This window comes from Pseudomonas rhizozeae, assembly GCF_031583775.1.
Lineage (GTDB): Bacteria > Pseudomonadota > Gammaproteobacteria > Pseudomonadales > Pseudomonadaceae > Aquipseudomonas.
The window spans coordinates 200,627-224,207 of the sequence record NZ_JAVLSB010000069.1; the positions used below are offsets into that span (position 1 = coordinate 200,627).

Here is a 23,581-nt window from a genome sequence, read left to right on the forward strand (position 1 = left end):
GGTGCTGGCCGTTTGGGTGTATCGGTCGACGACCAACACCTTTCAAGCCACGCCGGGGCAGCTGGCGCGACGCTAAAAAGGCGCGGCAGTATACCGCGCCTCGATCTTTTGTGGTGGCTCTGGCTTTTGGGGCGGGTCTGCCTTTTGTGATGGCTCTGGCCTTTGTTGTGCCTTTGGTCTTTGTGGTGAGGGGGCTTGCCCCCGTTCGGCTGCGAAGCAGTCGTCTGGACTTGAAGGGCATTTGGGGCGGCTGCGCCACCCAGCGGGAGCAAGCTCCCTCGCCACAGGGCATGCCGCACTCACTCGCCACAATGTGGGTCATCCGTCCAAATTTGAATGGTGATTTTTCCAGCGCGCCACTAAAGTGGCATCCGGCCTGTAGAGTAGGACACTCTTGTCAGCCTTCTTTCGCACGGTGAGTCAACGATTGACCCATAACGCCATTCAACGCCTCTTGCTCAAACGCTTCGCCCTCGCGGCCGGCACTTATGCCCTGGCCTTGCTGTTGCTGTGGCTGGCGTATTTTACCGGGCATTTCCCGGTGAGCTTGCGCAGCGTGACCGTGGGCAGCATGTTGGTGGTGGCCTCGCAGGCGGCGCTGTTCGCGGTGTTCTACAGCGGTGCCAACCTGCGTTTCGGCGATCCCAGCCTGACCGAAGCCCAGGTGCTGCTGGGGGTGTGCTGGCAAACCTGGTTCATCGCCCACCTCGACCACGCGCGGGGCGTGTTCCTGGTCTTTTATATGCTGATCCTGCTGTTCGGCCTGTTCCACCTGTCGCGCAAGGCTTTTGTCCGGTGCGCGGCAATCGTATTTTTCAGTTTCAGCGCCATCACCTTGTGGGACGGTTACCACTTCCAGTTACCCGACCCGACGCTGGCGGCGCTGCAAGTCTGCGTGTTGTTGATCGTCTTGCTCTGGCTGGTGCTCTACGCCCGATACGTCCAGGCCTCGCGCCAGCGCATGCGCCAGCGACGGTTTGCTTTGCAGGCGCACCAGGACACCCTGCGCGGCATGATGCGCCAGCTCGAAGACCTGGTCGCCACCGACGAACTGACCGGGCTGTTCAACCGCCGGCATTTCCTGCGCCTGGCCTCCCGCGAACTGAGCGCCATGCAGCCGGATGTGAAGCATGGACTGGCGCTGATCGACCTCGACCATTTCAAACGCATCAACGATGTGCATGGCCACGCCGCCGGTGATCAGGTGCTGCAAGCCTTTGCCGGGGTCGCCACGGCCTGCCTGCGCGACGGTGACGTTCTCGCCCGTTACGGCGGTGAGGAATTCGTGGTGCTGCTGCCCGATTGCAACGCCGATCGCCTGACCAGTTGCTGCGAACGCCTGCGCCTTGCGTTCACCGACGTGCAATTGATCGGGCTTGATGTCGGCAACCTCAGCCTGTCGGCGGGCATGACCCTGCTGGAGCTGGACGACGACCTGGACAACGCCCTGCACCGCGCTGATCAGGCGTTGTACCGAGCCAAGCGCGACGGTCGCAACCGCTGCGCGGCGGCTTGGGAGAGCGTCGATGCCTGAGTTGCGCGCGGGCGACCGGCAGTGGTCGGTGGCGGCGGGCAGCAACCTGCTCGACGCGCTCAACCAGGCCGGCGTGGCCGTGCCCTACAGCTGCCGTGCCGGCAGTTGCCACGCCTGCCTGGTGCAATGTGTGCAAGGCCTGCCCAGCGACAATCGACCGGACGCCTTGAGTGCCGAACAGCGGCAGCAGGGCTGGCGGCTGGCCTGCCAATGTCAGGTGGTCGAGGATTTGCAACTGCACACCTTCGACCCGCTGCAGGACGGCCGTCCGGCGGAAGTGGCCGCCGTCGACTGGTTGAGCCCCAGCGTGCTGCGCTTGCGCCTAAGACCTCAGCGTTCGTTGCGTTACCAGGCCGGCCAGCACTTGGTGTTATGGGCCGGGCAAGTGGCGCGACCGTACTCGCTGGCGAGCCTGCCGGAAGAAGACCGCTTTCTCGAATTCCATCTCGATTGCCGCCAGCCCGGCGAATTCAGCGACGCCGCCCGGCAGTTGCAGATCGGCGACCACTTGCGCCTCGGCGAGCTGCGCGGCGGCGCCCTGCATTACGATCCCGACTGGCATGACCGGCCGCTGTGGTTGATGGCCGCCGGCACTGGGCTAGGGCCGCTGTTTGGCATCCTGCGCGAAGCCCTGCGCGCCGATCATCAGGGGGCGATCCGGGTCATCCACCTGGCCCGTGATGCCGACGAGCATTACCTGGCCAAACCCCTGCAAGCCTTGGCGGCGCATCGCAACAATTTGTCGGTGGAGTTATGGACGGCGACCGAGTTGCCCGCCGCTTTGGCGCAACTGCGCCTTGTTTCCCGGCAAACCTTGGCTCTACTCTGCGGAAGTCCCGAGAGTGTCGACGCCTTCGCCCGGCGGTTGTACCTGGCGGGACTGCCGCGCAATCAACTGCTGGCCGACGTGTTCCTGCCCCGTGGTTGAGCGCTGATCGTTCCACGACGCGAGACTGCCATGACCGACGCCATCCTGCTGCACCGCGAACGCGGCCTGCTGACCCTGACCCTGAACCGCCCCGACAAGAAAAACGCCCTGACCCGCGCCATGTACGCGCAACTCGCCCATGCCCTGCGCGATGCCGACCAGGACCCGGAAATCAACGCGGTATTGATCTGCGGTTCGGCTGACTGCTTCACCGCCGGCAACGATATCGCCGACTTTCTCCAGGCGCCGCCCAACAGCCTCGACAGCCCGGTGTTCCATTTTATGCTGGCCTTGCTTGATTGCCGTAAACCAGTGATTGCGGCCGTCGCTGGCGCCGCAGTGGGGATTGGCACCACGCTGCTGCTGCATTGTGATCTGGTCTACGTCAGCCGCGATGCACGGTTGCGCATGCCGTTCGTCAATCTTGGTTTATGCCCCGAGTTCGGCTCCAGCCTGATTCTGCCGAGGTTGCTGGGTCATGCCAAAGCCGCGGAGTTGTTATTGCTCGGCGAAGGCTTCAGCGGCGAACAAGCCGCCGCGTGGGGCCTCGCCTCCGAGGCCATGGGCAGCGGCGAAGCGGCGCTGGCCAAGGCGCGCGAAGTCGGCTTGCGCTTCGAAACCCTGTCGGCCGACGCCGTGGCCATCAGCAAACAACTGATGAAAGCGCCGGATCGGGAACAACTGCGGCGCGTGATTGAGGAAGAGGGCGCCTTGTTCGTCCGGCGACTGAAATCGCCGGAAGCGGTCGCGGCGTTGTCCGGGTTTATCAACCGGGGTTGAAGTTTGCGGTGACTGGGCGGGCCTCTTCGCGAGCAGGCTTTGTGGCTGGCGATGGGGTTGTTGAGGGTGTACATATCCGTTGCTGCGGTAACGGCGACTTATGGTTTCGCCCTTACGGCGAGTCACCTTTTTCAGACGCCGGTGTGCCGGCCCAGCAAAAAGGTAACCCAAAAGGCTCGCCCCTGACGTACGGCCCCTCGCTCTGGCTCGGGGTGCCTTCGCTCCGGCATTCATCCGGGGGCATCGCCCTCCGGTTGGCTTCGCTGGCACCTACATGCGATGAGCATGACTACGTCATGCGGCGCTACGCGCCAGTCCCCGGATGAACGCCTCCACTCAGCCTCCCGACGGGGCGGGTGGATCAGAAGCCAGATCAAGATCAAAAGCGCGGCGAGTTGACACTCGACCTGGTGGGGTACGCAATCCTTGAGATATACGCGGACACTGTGGGAGCTGCGGTGCACGATTCGACTTGCCAGTGATGGCAGTCTGACAGCCAACCAACCTCTGTCAGATGTACCCAAATCAAACCTGTGGGAGCGGGCTTGCTCGCGAAGACGGTCTACCGGTCAGCCAATAAAATCCGGATGTACTCAAGTCCAAATGTAGGAGCGAGCCTGCTGGCGAAGGCGTCAGTGCAGGCGACACATCTGCAAGCTCGGAAAACAAAAAGCCCCGCCATTCACATGGCGGGGCTTTTGATTTTCAGCGGTCGGTCACTCAGACCTGCGGGTCGCCCACGTGCAGGATCTTCATGCCGTTGGTGCCGCCGGTGGTGTGGTAGCTGTCGCCCTTGGTCAGGATGACCCAGTCGCCTTTTTCCACCACGCCGCGCTTGACCAGTTCGTCGATCGCTTTCTGGCTGACTTCGTGCGGCTCCAGCGAAGCCGGGTCGAACGGGATGGTGTACACGCCACGGAACATCGCTGCGCGCGCCTGAGTTTCGCGGTGTGGCGAGTAGGCGTAGATCGGCACCGAGGAACGGATGCGCGACATGATCAGCGGGGTGTAGCCACTTTCGGTCAGGGCGATGATCGCTTTGACGCCCGGGAAGTGGTTGGCGGTGTACATGGTCGCCAGCGCGATGCTTTCGTCGCAGCGGGTGAATTCCTTGCCGATGCGGTGGCTGGAGGTCTTGCCGGTGGGGTGCTTTTCCGCGCCGACGCAGATGCGCGCCATGGCTTGCACCGCTTCCAGCGGGTAGAGACCGGCAGCACTTTCGGCCGAGAGCATCACGGCGTCGGTGTAATCGAGCACGGCGTTGGCCACGTCGGACACTTCGGCGCGGGTCGGCATCGGGTTGAGGATCATCGATTCCATCATCTGCGTGGCCACGATCACCGCTTTGTTATGGCGACGTGCGTGCAGGATGATTTTCTTCTGGATGCCCACCAGTTCGGCATCGCCGATTTCCACGCCGAGGTCGCCACGGGCAACCATCACCGCGTCGGAGGCCTTGATCAGACCGTCGAGGGTTTCATCGTCAGCCACGGCTTCGGCGCGTTCGATCTTCGCCACCAGCCAGGCGGTGCCGCCGGCTTCGTCGCGCAATTGGCGGGCGTATTCCATGTCGGCGGCGTCGCGCGGGAAGGACACGGCAAGGTAGTCGACTTCCATTTCGGCGGCGAGCTTGATGTCGGCCTTGTCTTTTTCAGTCAGGGCCGGAGCCGTCAGGCCGCCACCGCGGCGGTTGATGCCCTTGTGGTCAGACAGCGGACCGCCAATGGTCACGGTGCAATTCAGTTCGGTGGCGGTGGCGGTGTCGACGCGCATTACCACACGGCCGTCATCGAGCAGCAGTTCGTCGCCGACGCCGCAATCCTTGACCAGGTCCGGGTAGTCGATGCCGACCACTTGCTGGTTGCCTTCGGTCAACGGATGGCTGGTGGAGAAGGTGAATTGGTCACCGATCTTCAGCTCGATCTTCTTGTTGGCGAATTTGGCGATGCGGATTTTCGGGCCTTGCAGGTCGCCCAGCAGAGCCACGAAGCGACCGTGCTTGGCGGCCAGGTCACGCACCAGCTTGGCGCGAGCCTTGTGCTCGTCCGGGGTGCCGTGGGAAAAGTTCAGGCGGGCGACGTCCAGGCCAGCGAGAATCAGCTGTTCGAGAACTTCCGGCGAGTTACTGGCCGGGCCAAGGGTAGCGACGATTTTGGTACGACGGACGGACATGCAAAGACTCCTGAGTTCAAGCGCTGAGTGAGGCTACTATGGTCCGAAGGTGTAGTCATTGTTCGTTTGCACTACTTATTAGTTTCTTTATTGAACGTTGCAACTTTGCGGTCGACGGTCCTGAAGATTTCGGCTTACGGGTCGATACAGAGCTCAAGACAGGAGAACCCCCATGCGATTCGTGATCATTGCCGTCCTTGCCCTTGCCGCCACGGGCTGCACCCGTTGGTCGATGAACCACCATTTGAACAATGCCTACAGCGCCTATGACCGGGGCAACTGCGAGCAAGTGATGCTCGAATTGTCCAAGGTTGACCGCGCCAGTCGCGCCCGCCCTTACGTGTGGCCGGAGGTCTCGATGATGCGCGGCCAGTGCCTGGAGCGGCAGAAGCTGTTCGTCGATGCCGTGCAGACCTATCAGTACATCATCGCCTCCTACCCGCAGAGCGAATACGCCTACCGCGCCCGCGCCCGTCTGGAGACCCTGCAGAGCCTGGGCCATTACCCAACGCGCAGTGCCGCCGCTGTTGTGCGCCCGACACGTTTCTGACGTTTCGTCGCAAGCAAAGGCTGGCCGAGCGCCGGCCTTGAGCTATATTTTCCATACGTCGCTGTACAAGGTTTGTCCAAGCGGCGGCCACACCTGTGATCGGCAGCAGTCAGCCAAGGCGTCGTGCGGACCTTGGCACCAGGATCGGGGAGAGCGTGCCTGTGAGCCAGGCTCGTTCCGAAGCATGAGTGCGGTCCTGCTGAAGGGCCTTCTATAGCGATGCTCACTATGTTCACCGAGCGAAGGATCGAGCGGCACCAGCTGCCGTATTTTCTGAAAGTGTTCAACAGTGTCACGGACAAGCCGATCGGCTTTATCGGTAACGTGTCCGAGGACGGCCTGATGTTAATCAGCCAGTTGCCGATGATGATCGGCGCTGAATTTGGCTTGCGTCTGAAAATCCCCATTGGCGACGGTTGCCACCAGGTGATCGACCTGATGGCTTGCTGCCTGTGGTGCCATGAAGATGCCACGCCGCATCATTACGATGCCGGTTTCGCCCTGCTGCGCTCGCCGCCGGAATACGGGCAACTGGTCAGTGCGTTGCGCGCCTACTTCAGTTTTCATCCGCTGCCGGCGTCGGCCTAGGCTTCGGCGCTGCCGGACAGGCCAGTCGACCGGAAAAAACAGGCACTGCGGCACACCTGAACATACCGCTGCTCAGCCAGCATCAAGCCGGGAGATAGGGGGGAACCCGTCCTGACGAGGCGTCGCGTACCCGCTTGATTCCGGCCGACGACCTGATCGCTGGTGATCAGCGACGGGTGCCAAAGTAGCTAATCGGCGTCAGCCGGCACAATCGGACACCGGCTCAATGCTTGTAGGCAATGGCGCACAGCGTTGTAGTCAACCCATCTTTAGCTCGCCCACGGTCGCTGACCGTTGGTCGCGACTGTCAGTTATTACAGGTAGACGCTCTCAGCCGTCCGGCCTAAAAAAGGTGACGAAGCAAAGCACCATTCCCTGGTGAGGAGCGAGTCATGGCCGACGAAGAAACGCAGGCGCCTGCCCCAAAGGCCCCCTCGCCCCTGGAGATCATCGGTCCGCCCAATCGGAGTATCCAGGACGAACGTTTTGGGCTGAGATTTCGTATCCCTTGGGATGGCACGCACCAGGTTTGGGCGGATTTTTCCGTAGACGGGGTTCGTATTGATTACCGTGATGGCCAATGGCATGACGCGGGGGTCCCTACATATTTTACTTTCGTGTCGCTTAATCCGGGTCATGGGCAAATCAAAACATGGTGGCGTTTAAGGAATGATTTTTCGCCGGCGAATGAAACGAGTATCTGGATCAGTAACCGCCCCGTCATTCAGAGCCCAGGCAGTGACGAGTTTATCTACGACGACCAGATGCCGCTGATTTCGGGAGTCGGCGGGGGCAATTGTTCGCTCAGGATCCTTCGGGCTGACACCAACGAGGTGTTAAGCCCGACGTTTACCGCAACAGCGAATAGCTGGAGCGTTCGCTTGAATCGACCGCTGGGCTTTGGGCAATGCTCGATCAAAGTTGAGCAAAGTCGGCCAGGCTTCACGACGCGCTATAGCCAGTCAGTTTTTTTCAACGTCACCGGCGCTCTTATTACCTATCCGGCACCCCACCGACTCGTGTCTAGCGATGAGCTGGTTTTCCGAGGCACCGCTCATTCCGAGTGGAATATCGGCGTCGTCAAGGCAAGCAATCATTATGAAGCGGTCAGCAACCCGGTCTCTACCAATTCGCGAAATGAATGGGAAGCCCCGGGCAAGCTGATGCCCAGTGGCACATTGATCGTCGAAGCCCAGTACTCGTTACCAGGCTTTCGCCATGGTTACTCGCCTCCCCTAACCGTGCGTGTTCTGGGTAGGCCCACGATCACAACTCCCCCCAGCACCGTCGACACAACCTTCACTATCAGGGGGGGTAATGGGCTCCATGGCGCCCTGGTCGAGATTCTGAATGACTTTAACACTACCAAAGTCGGGCAAGCGGGGGTGTTTGACCCGCCTGGCTGGAGCGGTTCCATCACGGTTGATCCGGGGCTGGTGACTCTGGTAGCGCGGCAGGGCACGGAAGGCGTTTTTTCGTCGCGCGGTAACACGGTCATTTTCAAGGTGCGCCCACCGCGATTGTCCTCGGTCACGGTTGCGCCGCTGGCCAATGCCGGCCTGAGATTCTCGGGCACAGGTTACAAAGGCGCCACCGTCGACGTGTACAAGGTCAGCGGGCCGGGCTCGCAGACGTTACCATCGGCCACGGTTAGCAGTGCCGGCACCTGGAGCGTGGATTCCGCCAATTGGCCGCCCGGCCAGTACAGTTTCCGCGCCACGCAAAAGGTGTCCGATAAGAGCGGTGGCTGGATTTTTTCCACGGAATACACCTTCGACTACGTCGTGGTGCTGCCGCCACCCACGGTCAGTTATACCGGCGATTACACACCGGTATTCTCTGGCGGTGGCTACACCGGCGCCACGGTGGAGCTGTACAACCCCGGCGGCGGCAGCAAGGTCGCGCCGGATGCACGGGTGAGCGGTGGAAGCTGGTCCAGTACGGCGTCTGAAGTGTGGGGGCCGACCTGGAAGCGCATGGTTCATCTGCGACAGACGCTGGACGGGCAAACCTCCGAGGGCTGGGTGGCGCTGGAAGTGAGCATTGGCCCTCTGGCGCCGGTCATCACCGAGATCAGCACCATCGAGGACGGCCAGCAATCCCCCACTTTCAAGGGTACGTGCTGGGCCGGCGCGCTGGTCACGCTGTGGTTCAGTGACAGTGCCCAGACCCATCAGGCGACCGTCAACGGCGACCAATGGACGTTCCGGCGCGATACACCGTTTGCAGTGGATATCACCCACCACGTGACGGCCATCCAGCGCGCGGCCGGGCAGGATTCGCCCGAGGACAGGCGCGCGTTCTCGCTCGAACGGTTCTTGCCCCAACCGCTATTCACGGCGCCCGCTCCGGGTGAGGAGGTGGGCCGCAACCTGCTCGTCAAAGGTAAAGGAGGGATCGCCGGCGGGCAAATCGAGATTCACGATGCACAGTTCGGCGGGCTGGTAGGTACCAGCGCCAGCCTGGTCGTGGATGGCGACTGGGAAGCGCAACTCGACGGCCTGGCGTTTCGTGCCTACACCGTAACCGCGGTGCAGGTGATGGGGGAGAGACAGTCCGAACCCAGCGCCGAGCTGACGTTCAGGGTGGTGGTGTTGCCACCGGTCATTGAGGTGCCCGCCCCGGACGGCACACAACCGCGCATCGGGACCGTTTCCGGAACCGGCCTGCCCGGCGCCATGGTTACCGTGTGGCTGCTGGGCGTCGAAGCGCCGTTATTCGCCGACGTCCGGGTTCAAAACGACGGACGCTGGGAGCGCCGGGACGTGACGCTGGAGATCGGCCGGCACAGCTTGCGGGCTCGCCAGACCTTCGCGGGCCGCGAATCGCAAGACAGCCTTGCGCAGGCTTTTCGCGTGGTGCCGCTGGCGCCGACCATCGAAAGCCCGGTAATCGCCGCGCCAGTCGGGCGTCAGGTGGTGGTGTCGGGGTTCGGCTATCCCGCAGACACGGTGGCGGTGGCGCTGGGCAGCGCACCGCAAACGGTGCTGGGGCGTGCGCCGGTACTGGCTGATCGCACCTGGTCGGTGGCGGTCGAACTGGTGGGTTCCGCGGGCAACCATGACCTGATCGCGACGGCGTCGAGCGGTGAATTTCACTCCAGCCCGTCATTGCCACGGCCGGTGCGATTAGGGCCGTACGTGCCGAGTATCGAGGTACCGGCGCCGGGACGCTGGGTCACCGATCCGGTGGTTTTTGCCGGCCAGGGTCAACCGGGCGTAGGCGAGCTGGTGAGCTGGTTCAACCCCGAGCGCCAACTGGTCCAGGACATTGTGGTGACCGCCAACGGTTGGCGAAGCCAGTCCACGTTAAGGCTGCCCCAGGGCGGCTATTGGGTGCGATTCCGCCAGGTCATTGGCACTGGAGGCGATTCCATTCAGTCCGACTGGGCCGACAGCCGCCGTTTCGAGGTGGTGCCGGCGCTGCCCGGGATCACCCGAACGGCTACAGAGGCCGACGGAAGGTAGCGTCTACTGTCAGTTCTGACAGTAGACGCTAGCCGGCCCAAGCGGCCAAATAACCCTGACTCGCTGACGGTCCGACCCAGCCGGGTTGTTCGACGCTTACCGCTGTCCGCATAAGGAGTTTGAGCATGGCTACCTCCCAGAGTCGTCCGGCGCTGCAATTGTTCGAGCAGGCGTTCAGCCAGCCGTCGCAGCGCCAGCGTTACGCCGGCCTGGCGACCTACCTGAGCGACGGGTCGATTTTTCCGCTGGTGGAGCAAGGGGTTCGCGGGTTGGTGCGGACCTATGCGCTGACCGAGGACGATGCCAAGGCTTTCCTGGAGCAGGCCAATGCCTTGGCGATCTACGTGCGCCGCCAGTTTATCGAGCACACGTTGTTCAGCGATCCGGCAACCGCGCCGGGGCCGCAGAGCGGGTTGTTGTCGATGGTGGAAGGGCCGAGCTTCCAGCGCTTGTTCAACGTCAACTTCGCGGAGTTGAGCCCGCCGGATGCCCTGGAATCGTGCTACTCACCGGTGGCTTACCTGATCGATTTGCTGGTTTGGATCAGAGACAAAATCGAGCCGCAAGGCAAAGCGGACAAACTGACGCTGGCCAGTCGGCGTACCGACCTCAGCCAGTTGTCCATCGACTTCAATGCCGTGCACCAGCCGGTGTCCGCCGTGGACATCATCGTAGAGGTGCTTGAAACCTTTATCACTGCCCATAGTGCGGCCACCCTAAACCTGGAAGAGGCCCTGTCGACGGCCCGCTACCCCAGCGGACTGCCGTACTTCCAGCCTGGGGTCAGCCTGGACTATGTGGCGCGGCACAACGGCCTGACGATCGGTGACTTTGTGCAGCGAGTGGACCTTGGGTTTCCGTATTTCCTCAGTCCTGCCACCGTGGACATCGATGCGGCCCGCGCCCGATTACTGGCTTCGCGATTGGGGCCTTATCAGCGCTTGATACTGACCGAATCGCCTGCCACTGAAGAGCTGACGTTTTACCAGCGGCATTTCGGCGTGATCGATACAGCGGGAACGGAGGGCTACCGGGAAGTCCCGATTTTTTGCGAGCGCACCCAGCTCGATGCCCAACAACTCGAAGCACTGCTATCGATCCGCGGATTCGCCCCGGTGCGGTCGGTCAACGGACCGCCCAGCAGCGAGGCGGCGGACATCCGCGCGGGCTCGGTTTACATCAATGCCGGCGCCAGTGCCGCCGCGTGGGTGGATATCGAATTTGCGACACCAGTACATCGTCTGACAAACGCCCTGATCGGTCCGATTGATCGCATGAACCGCAAGCTGCGTCTCGACCAATGGCTGGGATTGCCTCCCGAGCAGACCGATGCACTGCTGGCTGCGGCGATCAAGGCCGAGCTGCCGGCCAATACGACTTACGCCATTACCGAGGGCGGGGTGCAGGCCCTGGGACTGTTTCAAACCCTGCGCGAACGTTACGGCTGCAGCGCCGAGGACTTTGCCGCGTTTATCCAAGAAATGTCGTATTACGGGCGGGGCGATCATCCTTCGCTGTTCGACCGGGTGTTCAATGCGCAGGGTGATTATCGCGATGCGCTCACGCTCGATAACGCGCTGTTCGACATCTTGCCGGTGCCGGGTACATCGGAGCTGACGGTCAGCCGGTTGTGCAGTGGCCTGGGGATCGACCTGCTGACCTACAGCTTCGTGGCGCAAGCGGTGTCCATGGCCACCAGCTCTGGCGCCGGCAAACTGGCGCGGTCTCTGCCGGTGGTCTCGGGTTTCTATCGCCTGGTGCGGTTGTCCCGGCTGTTGGGCATCACCCCGATCGAAGGGGTGCTGCTGTTGACCGTGCTGGGCGGCGAGAGCTGGGTCAAGGCGCTGGCCGGCGTGCCGAAGATTCAGGCGCACACGGCGAATAACGCCAATGTGCTGGTGGTCATTGAAGGCTTGTACACCTGCGTGAGCTGGTGCCGCGAACACGACATCGAGGTGCGCTGGCTGGTGCAGCAAGTGAGCGAGCCGGCCGACTCACAAAAAGAAACCGCCGCCGAATGGCAGTTGTTCGAGCAGGTTCGCAATTTGCTGTCCGGCGCGCTGCTCAGTAACGCCGAGTTGCTGATGGCGGGGGTGCCGGCGCTGCCTGCCGGTGCCGACTGGCTGGAATTGCTCAGCGCCTTGGTCGACGCCGACGGGTTGGTGATTACCGAACTGTCGCAGGAGGAAAATTATCCGGGCTTTGCTCGTGAAGAATTGCTAAGAGCAGTCAGGGATGGTTTGGGCGAACGCTACGAAGCCGAGAGCGCCGCCATCGTCGAGGTCATGCTCGGCGTCTTGTTGCGGGCCGAGGCTGCGCAACGGTCGGTGGTCAAGGAATGCCTGGCGGTACACACCGGCCTGGCCTCGGAACAGGTGATTCCGGTGTTGACCTGGGCCGGTGGCAGGGTGTCGAGCTTTTTGCGGCAAGTGTTGACGCGACCGCGCCCGGAGCTCGAGATCCCGGGCCGTACCGCGCGGGTCTACGACGGCGATGCGTTTCTGTTGCAGCTGGCGCAGGTGCGCCGGCGCAGTGAAATCGTCTTGAAGCTGGCGTTGAGCGAGGAGGTGCTGCAGGACTATCTCGACTACGGCAATCGCGAGTGGATCACCCAGTCCGATCCGCTGGCGGTGTCCTTCAATACCTTCTATTACCTGGCCACCCTGGCCCACGCCTTCACGTTGAGCGAACAGCCGCAGGCTGCGTTGCTGGACTACCTGCGCGACGCGTTTCGGTTGCCCAAGGACATCGTTGCTGGCGCGCCTCCGAGGCTGTCAGCTCATGCCTGGGCACTCGCCAGGCAGGCCGCTGCTGCCCGGCTGGCGGTGTTATTCGGCTGGAGCAGCGAGGACGTGCTGGAGTGTGCCCACTCGATCGGCCAGCCCTTGATCAGGACCTTGCAACAGCTCGATATGCTGGTGCGTATGCGCACCCTGGCGGCGCGCAGCGGCATGGATGCGCGCACGCTGCTGTTGATCGGCCAGCTACCGGCTAGCGCCGCCACTGCGGTCGAAAAAGAAGCCTATGAGGTGGCCGCCGAGAAGGCCGTGTTGAGCCTGTCCGACATTTCGCGGCCGGAACTGGCGCTGGCCGGCGACGAGCCCGCCCAGACCGTCCAGATTACCTGTGAGTTGGCCAGTCCAAGCAACTCGGTGATTGCCGGCAAGCCGGGAGAAAAAGTCATCTACAAGGTGACGGTCACAAACATGCAGGGCACACCGATGATCGGGGTCTTCGTGCATTGGCAAGCCACCTTGGGCACGATCGAGGAGGACGCGACTTCCACGGCAGGAGAGGTGCTGGCGCACTTTATTCCCGGCAAGATTCAGGGCGAAGAGACACCGCTGTTCTGGCTGGACATGGGCGAAAAACTGCCCGCGCCGGCGGTGGCCGTGATTGCCGAAAGTAGTACCTATGACTTCCCTCCTGCACTCGCTTCCGGGGTGCCGGAGTATGACGTTCCGCCGGGTATTGAAGTCGAGTTGTACGGGGTGATGGAGGATGACTATCACAACCGTGGCATAAATTCACCGGTCAACTGGAGCTACGAGCCCGTTTCACCTACGAGCGGCGAGGCGCTGATCCGTGCGAGCGCCGTCACCAATCAAGAGGGCCTGGCGCGTGCCTTCGTCTCCAGCCCGACGGGCGGGTCCTTCAGATTCAAGGTGCGCAGCGGCAGCAGTGACACGGGGCTGGATTTCGAACCCATCACATTCTTGCCGGGCAGCCCGGCCGCCTGACCTGCCAGGCGACGGCTGCGGTCGCTCGCCGCGCCGTACGCCATCGACTCACGACTGAGGACAGCATCATGGATCGCATTAGCATCGCCGGTTTGCTCGAACAGCGTCGCTCAGCCCTGGTCGACTACAGCATTGGCCAAGTCAAAAAGGCTGCTGCCCCCAACGACACCTATACATTCGTCAGGACCCCGGCGGATCTGTTCGAGCTGCTGCGCCTCGACCCGCTGGACAGCTACGCGGTGCAGAACTCCTGGGCTGCCGAGGCCATCAGTTGCGCCCAGCAATACATCCACGCGGTGTACCGCAAGCTGGAGCCGGGTTACAGCGAGGTCGAGTTCGATCAGGATGAGCTGAACCTATGGCAGCTCTACAGCAACTACCCGGACTGGGCGGCATTGCAAATGATCGCCGCCTACCCGGAAAACTACATCAACCCGTTCGTGCGTCAGCGCAAGACCAGCCTGTTCAAGGCCCTGGAAAGCAACCTCAACCAATCGCGCCTGACCACCGACTCGGTACAACTGGCCCTGCAGGATTACCTGCAAACGTTCGAGCAGACCTGCAACCTCGATGTGACCAGCGGCTATATCGACGGTGCCTCTGCCACTCGCGCGGATTACTACTTTATAGGCCGGCAGCGGGTGCAGCCGTTCCAGTATTTCTGGCGCAAGGCCGATATCGCCCTTGAGTCGTCGTCGACGTCCGTCAACCCGGCCGCCTGGGGCGAATGGCAGCCGGTGGACATTCCCGCCACCGAGCAGGTGCTCGACATCCGGCCGGTGTACTGGAGCGGACGCCTGTGCGTGGTCTGGGCCGATTGGCGGGAGAAGCGCGGAACCAAGGGCGAGGATGATTATGCGCCGCACCGGCTGGACATCAACGTCGCGTTCATGACCCAGAACTGCCAATGGTCGGGGCCGCTGACCTTGCACAGCAGCGAAGGCGACGAAACCATGCCCAACGGCGCGCGGCTGATAGCCACTGCGGTCGTGGACGAGGTTCATCCCAAAGGCAAGTTGTGCGTGATGCTGCGCTGGCCAGAGGCCGCCGGCCGGAAGGTGTACGCCGCCCGGGACGTGTTGTTTAGCCCGATCGCCAGTGATGAAAAGTTCATGGACCTGCTGGCCGGTTACCGGTTTGTCAGCCGTGACACGGTGCAGCATTCGATCCTGTCGGTGAACCGGCCGACCATTAAGGATACCGTCGATCCTCCAGGCAAACTGACCGCGTTTTACCAATTGCACGCGGTGCTGTTACGCAGCAAAAAAACGTCCGGCACCGGGGAAGAGGACGTGTTGCTGGTGTGTGGTGAATGTCTGGAGAATCAAGTTGGTAAGGACGCCAGTAAGAGCTTCGAATTGAAACTGCTGAATCCTGCTGGCGGCGACCCTGCTCCCTGCACCGGATCATTCCCCGAGAAGGGCGGATGGCGCACCCCCTGGATGGAGGTGCGCCGGAACAGTTTTACCTCGGAGGTAACCTTCGAGTTCGGCGGTCTCACTGCGGCCGACGGGCTGGGCCGCAAAAGGTACGTGCTGACCCTCGCCCAGACTCCGGGTTTTGTCACCTCGACGCTGAGCCGCAGTGACCCTTCGGGCGCGCAATTTCTGAACTTCAATCAGCAGGCGCCGTGGCTCACGTATGTTCGCCTCAACTCCCTGCACGGTCCCGAACTGGTGCAGGCCTCGGCCATTTCAGTTGATGCGGTGCTGGACTGGTCGATGCAGCACCGGGCCGAACCACCGCCCGCTGACGGGACAATCAGCGAGCGCAACGGGCCGTTCGACGGTGCCAACGGCTTGTTTTTCTGGGAGCTGCATTGCCACTTGCCGTTGCTGGTGACGGCGCGGCTGCGGGCCGAAGATTGCTACGCCGAAGCGCAAGGCTGGTTGCATCACCTGTTTGACCCGCAGGCCCCGGCTGACGCGAAGACACAACCGGCAAAACCGCGTTACTGGCGCTGCCGGCCGCTGGCCAATCCCACGACAGGCAACCCTGGATACGAAGCAGAGGGGCCGACCGACCCGGATGCCATCGGTTATTCAAACCCCAGGCACTTCCAGATTGTGGCCTTCACCGAGTACGTGAAAAACCTGATGGCCTGGGGCGATTGGTACTACCGCCAGCTCAGCCGCGACAGCCTGGTGGCGGCCAAGTTGTGTTACGTCCAGGCGCAATTCCTGATGGGCAATCCGCCCACGGCGCGCACGGTCAACCGCTGGACACCGACGACCGTGGCCGACTTGTTGAGCACGGCAACCTCGCGAACGGCGCTGGAGGTTTTCGAGCAATCCCTTGCCCTCGATGTCGGCGAGCTGGCCGCGCGAGCCAAGTCCGCCCCGTTGCTCGGCCGGCTGGCCAGCGAACCGTTCAAGCTGCCGATTAACGAGCAATTGCAGGACCTGTTCGAACAGCCTGCCCGGCGCCTGTACAACCTGCGCAACAACCTGACCCTGGATGGTCAGCCGTTGCAAATCCCGTTGTTCAGCCCACCCACTGACCCGAATCAATTGCTGCGCGACCTGGCGGCCGGCGGGATCGGTTCGCCGCGGCCCATGGGCGGGCGTCTGGTGGTGGTGGCATTTCGTTGGCGGATCATGTTCGAGACCGCATTGCGAGCGGTGCAAACCCTTCAAGACCATGGCAGCCAGTTACTGCGCTTACTGGAACAGCACGACCGCGCTGAGATGGAGCAATTGCAACAAGGCCAGTTGGTGGATCTGGGGACTTACGCGCAAAGCGTACAGGAACACAACATCTTGCAACTGGAGGCCAGTGTCAGCGCCCTGGAGCAGAGCCGAGCGATGGCTCAAGCGCGCGCGGACGCCTACAACCTGCGTTATGAGCAGAACATTACCGAGGTCGAATACAGTGTCATGAATGCCCTGCATCAAGCCAAAGGCCTGAGCTTTGCCACCAAGGCCATTAAGTTCTCCGGCGCGGTGGCGGCGGTGGCGCCGAACATCTTTGGTGTGGCCAGTGGCGGGTTTCGCCTGGAAAAACTGCCCGATGCGGTGGTGCATGGCCTGGACCTGGCCGCGACGCTGCTGCAACTGGACGCGGAAAAAAGCGCCACCACTGAAGCGTACCGTCGGCGTCGCGACGACTGGCAATTGCAGCGCGATCAAGCGCTCGCCGAGGTCAATGCGATCACCCAGCAGATCACTGCGCAGACCCATGCCGTCGCCTCCGCCAAGGCCACCCTGGAGCAAACCCAGCGCGCCAACAGCCAGGCGCTGGTGCTCTACAACTTTCTGCAAAAGCGCGCGACCAATGCTGAATTGTTCGGCTGGCTGGTGGGGCAATTCAAGGCGCTGCATTACCAGGCTTACGATGCGGTGGTGGGTTTGTGCATCAATGCCCAGGCCTCGCTGAGTGCCGAGACCGGTGACTATGACACGCAGATTCCCTTGCCCCAGGTCTGGCTCGATAACCGCCATGGCTTGACCGCGGGCGAGCATTTGCGCGGGTATCTGCTGCGCATGGAGCGTGAATACCTGCAACGCTACGAACGGCGTCTGGAATTGATCAAAACCGTGTCGCTGCGGCAGTTGTTCGATGATCCCCTTGACCCGCAAACAGGCCCGGCCAGTTGGGAGCTGGCGCTCGAGGAACTGCAGAACACCGGCCGGCTGGAATTCAAACTCGGCCAACTGTTGTTCGACCGCGATCACCCCGGGCATTACTGCCGTCAGATCAGTTCGGTGGAAGTCGACCTGCCGGTGCTGGCCGGGCCTTACGAAAATGTCCAGGCCACCTTGCTGCAAATCAGTAGCCTGACGGCAACCAAAGCCTCGACGCGTTCGGTGGAATACCTGTATGCACCGACGGCGGCAGTCGCGCCGGTGGATATCCAGATCAATTTGCGCAGCGGGCAGCAGATCGCCTTGTCGACCGGCTTCGCCGACAGCGGTATGACCGCAACCAAACCCGACGAAGGCTTGCTCAACCCCTTCGAATGCACCGGTGCGATTTCGACCTGGCAATTGAACTGGCCCTGGCCGCAAAAGGCGCCGCAACAGGCGATGCTCGCCTCATTGACTGACGTCATTCTACGAGTGCGCTATACCGCGCGGGCGGGTGACGCTTCGTTCACCCTCAAAGTGCGCAATCTGGTGACCGCCGCCGAATCACCTGCTGCGCAGCGAGCCGATGTGGGAGCAATCGATCATGAGTGAGCCGATCATTCAGGCCGACGAAAACCTGATCCTCAATGGCGAGTTCGGCGAAGGCACGCAGCACTGGGTGAAAGGGCCGACCAACCCGAGCAACATCGCCACGGGCAGCACTGAATATAATGACCCGGAGGAGGATGCCTTTGAAATCCGCTACCTGATCGCCAGTGACGGCGCATCGGTCAGCCAAGTGATCACGGCATCGAAGACCGCCAGCGCCGATACCCGTTATGTCCTCAGCTTTCTGCATGAAACCTACAACACGGCGCCGGGCAGGCTGCTGCTGGAAATACTGCGCAGCGAAGAAACATTCGAGTTACCCCTCGAGCCCACACACCCGCAACGGCATGATGCGCAACAGTCCGAGGCGGATGACGCCGAGCCCTTGGCGTTTCGGCCGATCAAGACGGAGCGCGAGTTGCCATTGGCCGTCGTCGCCGGCGATCAGATTCGCGTCAGCATCTTCAGCCCGGCGGATCCGGGCAGCGGCATCCGTTCGAGAATCCACGTTGCCCGGCTCAGGTTGCGTCTGCACCTGCCACCCTTGCAATTGCAGCAGGTGATGCTCGACGGCGAACCCCGCGCGGTGGATCGTCCGTTGTATGTGTGCCTGGGGGCTGTCGGTTCTCTGCAACATCAGCTGGTTTTTCTGCCGCAAGCGGGTTCTCCGTGGGCCGGCACTGGGGGGGCCCTGAGCCTGAAGGACAATCCTCAAGAGGCGATTGTCGCCACCCCGCCGTGGGGCACGAACCAGCCCCTGAGTGCCGGGTGGCACATCGATTGTCCATGGCTGGACGATCAGCCATGGACGTCGTCATCGCTGACACTGCGTAATCAGTACAGCGCCGACGCCTATTCGATGAATGTTTCCCTGGGGCACCATCGGCTGGCCGTGCGCGAGGTACTGGAGGCGGCGTATTACCCGGTGGTGGAATATGAGGAGCAGGTCCGTCTCGGGGTGCAGATCGTTTCGTTCTACACCGGTCAGGCGCTGCGCGAGTGTAAGGTCGCTTGGCGCATTGACGGCGTGCCGCTCGATGACCCGGTCGACACCAATGACGACGGCTGGGCCTTCATCAATGTTCAGCCGACAACGGCGGGGCTGCACCTTATCGAGGCGACGGTGGAAAGTTTGTATTACGCCAGCGGTGTCGTGACTCATCAATTGCCCGTGCAGGCATTGGCGACAGACCCTTGGCGGGACGTGCGGGTGGTGACCGATGGGCTGGAAACACCCTGGGCGGAAAAGACCGGTTACCCCAATCGCGGTTCGACTTATCTGCTGACCTTGCAACTGCCGGCGGACAGCCCCTTGCTTGGCAGCGAGCTGGCGTTGCACTGGGACGGTGCCGGTGCCGAAGAGTTGGGTGTGCACGTGCAGCCTGCGCTTGAAGCGCCGGTGCCGGTCACCGGTGCGCAACCGCAATGGCGCCTGGCCTGCGATGACCGGCTCGATGGTCGGTTTGAGCTGTCCCTGAGCTGCTCGCGGCTGCTTCGGCGGTCGCCGGCCAAGCGTATGTCCCTGGCCCGCAACCTGGTCGACATCGGCGAAATACGCGCCAGTAACAGGTCGCCGGTGGTCGACGAACAGGAGTCGGTGCTGCTGCGGGTACAAGTGCTGCACAGGATCGCGAGCGGCAACGGCGAACCGGTGGTCAATGCGCTGGTGGACTGGGAGGGACCCAACGGCATCGTGTCCACGATTACCGGTGCGGGTGGCTGGGCCAGTGTGCGGGATACGCCGACCGAGGCTCGGGATTACACCTTGAACGCCAACGTCAGGGCCCATGCGGAAATGGTGCCAATCGTGCGCGGGTTCGAGGTGACGCCCGTGGCGAGCAGCCCATGGAGAGGCCTGGTCGAGTTCTATCTGGATGAACAACCGGTCGAACTGGCCAAGGTGGGGCTGGTGTGTCGGCGGGGCGGGGCGCATCGCTTCAAAGTGATGCCAACGCCCGGCAGCCCGGTGGAGGGTCAGCCACTGGGGTTGACCGTCGATCCCGTCAACAACCCGGGGCTGAGCATCGGCCCACCCACGGCGGTGGGCACTGGCTGGGGATGGCCAGTCAGTTCATTGGTGGGCAGCAGCCAGAGCGCACTGTTTTATCTGAGCCTTACCGGTGCCGGACTGGAACCTCGTTCGCTGTTCGGGCGTTTGCTCTCGCTGGACCTGGCGGATGAGCTGAGTGCCGCACTCGATCAGATTCACGCCGTCCCGGGCGGCGACACGCTGTACCCATGCCTGGGGGCCTCGCACCGATTCAGCGTTTTGCCCAACGCGTTGAGCCCGTTGGTGGGATTGCATGCGCGGCTGATCTGGTCAGGCACCACCAGCGAACAGTTGAATGCCACGGTGACTCCGGCGTTGGACCAACTGCTGGTGTTCAGCGATGGCGGTGTGCAATGGCAACTGGATTTCACCCGCAGCCCTCAACAGGGTGAGTTCGCCCTGGCGCTGGAGGTGCCGCCATTGGCGCAGGCGTCGGCGGCCACGACGATGCGTCTGGACCATAACAAATTGCGGATTGAGACCCTCAATACACCCTTGGTCGATCCGATCGTCGGCCAAGACCCCACCTGGATCTGGGCGCAGGTGATTTCTTTCTTCACCCGCCAACCCGTCGCCCAGGTGCCGGTGGGCTGGACGGTGCAAGGGCAGCCCCGGGCGATCGAAACCGATGCGGATGGCTGGTCCGGTTTTGCCTTTGAACCCCAAAGTGCTCAGCACTATGACGTAGAGATTTCGGTGCACAGCCGTTACGACGGCCAAGTCGCCCGTCAGTCCACAGCTGTCACGGCATTGGCGAGCGACCCCTGGGAGGATTTGCAGATCAGTTTTGATGAGACGCCGCCCGTGACGTGGGGAGAGAAAACCTGCTTTCCCCGGCGCAGGGGCCGGCACACCTTCGAACTGAGTGCGCCGAACCACAGCCCGCTGTTCGGTCGCGACTTGAGCCTCGGCATGACGGGCACCGGACCTGGGGAGTTGGGGATCACGTTCAATCAGGGAGCCCTCGGTGAGCCCCGGCACTTTACCGAGGCGGGACTGCGTTACCAATTTGCGGTGGGTGATGAACGGGACGGCGGCTTCGCCCTGTGCTTTGCGGCATCGAGGCTGGCCAAGTTATCGCCGGCCAATGCCATGTCCCAGGGACCTGGCTCACAAACCGTGAGTTTTCAGGTCAGCAGCCATGCCGAACAGCAACTGGACTGGGGCCAGGTCCTGGAGGAGCAGGTGACGGTGGTCTCGTCCATCAGTGGCAGGCCGATGGCCGGTGTCGAGGTGATCTGGCGCAGCACCGAGTTGGGAGAAGTCACTACGGTGACGGATTTCTATGGCGTTGCGCGGATACGTTTCAAACCGAGGGTTCCCGGTATCACGTCGCTGACGGCGACGGCGGGGGATGCGTTGCACTCGGAGTCGGTGTCGCGAGACTTTACCCTGAACGAGCCGCGCAAAATCGTGGAGTTGATGGAAGTGAGCGGCACGGGCCATGAGTCGGCACGGGTGCGGGTCAACGTGGCATCCAGTCGAACGGGTGAACCCCTGCAAGGCGTGAGCGTTATGTGGGAGTTCAACGGCAGCCGATTGCCGTCCAGTGCCACCGATGCACAGGGATATGCATGGCTGGCCTTCAATGGGGTCGCCGAATCGGACAATGTGGTAGTGGCCATGGTGGAAGGCGGGCTGGCCGGTTGGGATATGGCGTCGCTGGGCCTGGGTCAAGTCATACCGGTTCTTGACTCGCTTGTCTGCGACAGAGCTCACAGCTTCACGGGCTATCAAGTGCACGCCCGGTTGTGGGTGCTTGACTCGGCCAGTGGCAAGCCGTTCCCGGGCATCAGCATCAATTGGCGTTTTGCCGGGCAGGCGCTGCCGGTGTCCATCACCGATGCCAGCGGCATTGCTTCGTTGACCTTCACGACCGCAACGGTCGGTGAGTTCGAACTGGTGGCTTCGCTGGCATCGGGCCTGCCGGGAGTCAAGATACAGCCCATCCGTGTGGCGCGTTTGCCTGCGGTCTTGTTGCGTGGGATCTACCCATTGCCCGCGATCATCCAGCCTGGGCAGTCATCGGCGATCCGGGTTCAAGTGGTCAAAGGGCTGACGACGCCGGTGGCAGGCATCCTGGTGAAATGGATGGCCAACGGCGCCGTGCTGGGTCAGTCATACAGCAATGAACAGGGATGGGCAGCCATTGAATACCCGGCAACGCAAAGCGGCAATGTGGTGGTTGAGTCAGCCGTGGACAACCCGGTGGGCAGCGTGACCCTGTCGACGACCTTGAAGGTGGTCTAGCGTCAAGACACCCCGGCTTTTTTCCAGTTCAAGTATCGCGTGACCAACCCGGCCCCCAACTCATCGGGCCGGGCTTCGAGCACGGGCACGCCGAGCGCTTTCAGGCGCTCATGGCGGTCGGCGCGGCTGTTCAGATACTCCACGGTGCCGCAGTAGGCCAAGGCGTCGGCGAGCGTTTGCACCGGGGTCTGGCGTAACTCATCGAGTACCGCTTCGTGCAGGCTGGTCACCAGCACGCGGTGCTGACGGCTCAGGCGCTGGACGGCACTGAGCAAGTCTTCATCGTCTTCGTCCCGCAGGTTGGTCACCAACACCACCAGCGCGCGGCGTTTTTGCCGCGCGAGCAATTGATTGGCAGCGGCCTGGTAATCGGCCGGGCGTTGGGGATTGCGCAGGTCGTAGACGCCATTGAGCAAGGCATTGAGTTGCCCGTTGCCCTTGGCCGGCGCGAGAAAGTACGGCCGATCGCTGGCGAAGGTGCACAAGCCGACGGCATCGCCCTGGCGCAACGCCACGTAGCTGAGCAGCAGGCAGGCATTGAGGGCGTGATCGAAGTGCGCCAGCTCATCGTCCTGGCTGCGCAGGTTGCGGCCGCAGTCGAGCAGGAAGACGATCTGCTGATCGCGCTCGTCCTGGTATTCCCGGGTGATCGGCGTGCGTTGCCGGGCCGTGGCTTTCCAGTCGATCTGGCGCAGGCTGTCGCCCTCGCGGTATTCGCGCAGTTGATGAAATTCCATCCCCAAGCCACGGCGCGGACGCTGGCGCACACCCAATTGATTGAGCCAGTTGTCCACCGCCAGCAACTCACCGCCGTAGAGCCGCGCGAAGTCCGGGTACACCCGGGTGCTGTCAGCCACGTTCAGCAGGCGTTTGTCGGACCACAAACCCAAGGGGCTCGGCAGATTGACTTCGCACTGATCGAAGGCGAAGTGCCCGCGCCGCAACGGCCGCAGACGATAGCCGAGCTGTGCATGCTGGCCCGGTTGCAGTTCCACCGACAGTGGCAGGTGTTCGAAGTCCAGGCCGTGCGCGACGTGGTCGAACAGTTGCAAGTTGATGGACTGGGTAAACTCGTGTTTGACCTGCAGCCGCACCTCGCTCCAGCGACCGAGCGCCAGGCTGCCGGGCATCTCCCGATTTACTCGGGGCGACGGCAGGCGTTTAAGGCGAATACCGTCGACGACACTGAGGATCAGCAGCGCCAGCAGCAATGCCCAACTGATCGCCGACAGATTTTCTGGCGCTGCGATGCCCAGTGCGCGCAACGCACCCAAGAGAACGCCCACGCCGAGCAATACCAGCAGCCAGGCCAATAACAGCCGCGACGGTTTCATAGCGGCGCCACCA

The 23,581-nt window shown here is 62.4% G+C and carries 11 protein-coding genes; 9 read left to right on the forward strand and 2 right to left on the reverse strand.

The features are described from left to right. Positions 1–427 precede the first annotated feature (427 nt). The 3 genes from RG836_RS24475 to RG836_RS24485 are packed head-to-tail and all read left to right on the forward strand — an operon-like array spanning position 428 to position 3,242. On the forward strand, positions 428–1,534 hold the full coding sequence (locus RG836_RS24475; protein ID WP_310850273.1) for a GGDEF domain-containing protein: 1,107 nt from the start codon (positions 428–430) through the stop codon (positions 1,532–1,534). After that, positions 1,527–2,462 (forward strand): iron-sulfur-binding ferredoxin reductase, encoded by a 936-nt coding sequence (locus tag RG836_RS24480; protein ID WP_310850274.1) that lies wholly within the window; start codon positions 1,527–1,529, stop codon positions 2,460–2,462. Before RG836_RS24475 ends, RG836_RS24480 begins: the two co-directional genes overlap by 8 nt. Positions 2,463–2,492: 30 nt before the next feature. Beyond that, entirely contained in the window at positions 2,493–3,242 is a 750-nt protein-coding gene (locus RG836_RS24485) for an enoyl-CoA hydratase-related protein (protein WP_310850275.1), read from the forward strand. A gap of 720 nt (positions 3,243–3,962) precedes the next feature. On the opposite strand, the gene pyk is transcribed toward RG836_RS24485, so the two are convergent. After that, positions 3,963–5,414 (reverse strand): pyruvate kinase, encoded by a 1,452-nt coding sequence (gene pyk / locus RG836_RS24490; RefSeq protein WP_310850276.1) that lies wholly within the window; start codon positions 5,412–5,414, stop codon positions 3,963–3,965. Between the two features lie 172 nt (positions 5,415–5,586). Between pyk and RG836_RS24495 the strand changes: the two genes are divergently transcribed. The 6 genes from RG836_RS24495 (at position 5,587) to RG836_RS24520 (ending at position 22,234) form a co-directional block, all read left to right on the forward strand. After that, positions 5,587–5,964, forward strand: coding sequence for a tetratricopeptide repeat protein (locus tag RG836_RS24495; protein ID WP_310850277.1), 378 nt, complete (start codon positions 5,587–5,589; stop codon positions 5,962–5,964). A gap of 228 nt (positions 5,965–6,192) precedes the next feature. Beyond that, positions 6,193–6,552 carry a PilZ domain-containing protein gene (locus tag RG836_RS24500; RefSeq protein ID WP_310850328.1) on the forward strand — a complete coding sequence of 120 codons (360 nt, stop codon included), beginning with the start codon at positions 6,193–6,195 and terminating at the stop codon, positions 6,550–6,552. A gap of 392 nt (positions 6,553–6,944) precedes the next feature. Next, entirely contained in the window at positions 6,945–10,019 is a 3,075-nt protein-coding gene (locus tag RG836_RS24505) for a hypothetical protein (RefSeq protein ID WP_310850278.1), read from the forward strand. 125 nt (positions 10,020–10,144) lie between these two features. Then, positions 10,145–13,759, forward strand: a complete 3,615-nt coding sequence (locus tag RG836_RS24510) for a Tc toxin subunit A (RefSeq protein ID WP_310850279.1) — start codon at positions 10,145–10,147, stop codon at positions 13,757–13,759. Positions 13,760–13,827: 68 nt separating this feature from the next. Next, entirely contained in the window at positions 13,828–17,937 is a 4,110-nt protein-coding gene (locus RG836_RS24515; protein WP_310850280.1) for a Tc toxin subunit A-related protein, read from the forward strand. Beyond that, on the forward strand, positions 17,930–22,234 hold the full coding sequence (locus tag RG836_RS24520) for an Ig-like domain-containing protein (protein ID WP_310850281.1): 4,305 nt from the start codon (positions 17,930–17,932) through the stop codon (positions 22,232–22,234). Before RG836_RS24515 ends, RG836_RS24520 begins: the two co-directional genes overlap by 8 nt. 2 nt (positions 22,235–22,236) lie before the next feature. Here the strand turns inward: RG836_RS24520 and RG836_RS24525 are convergent, their stop codons facing one another. Further along, a complete protein-coding gene (locus RG836_RS24525) occupies positions 22,237–23,568 on the reverse strand; it encodes a DUF58 domain-containing protein (RefSeq protein WP_310850282.1) in 1,332 nt (443 codons plus the stop codon). Positions 23,569–23,581: the final 13 nt, after the last annotated feature.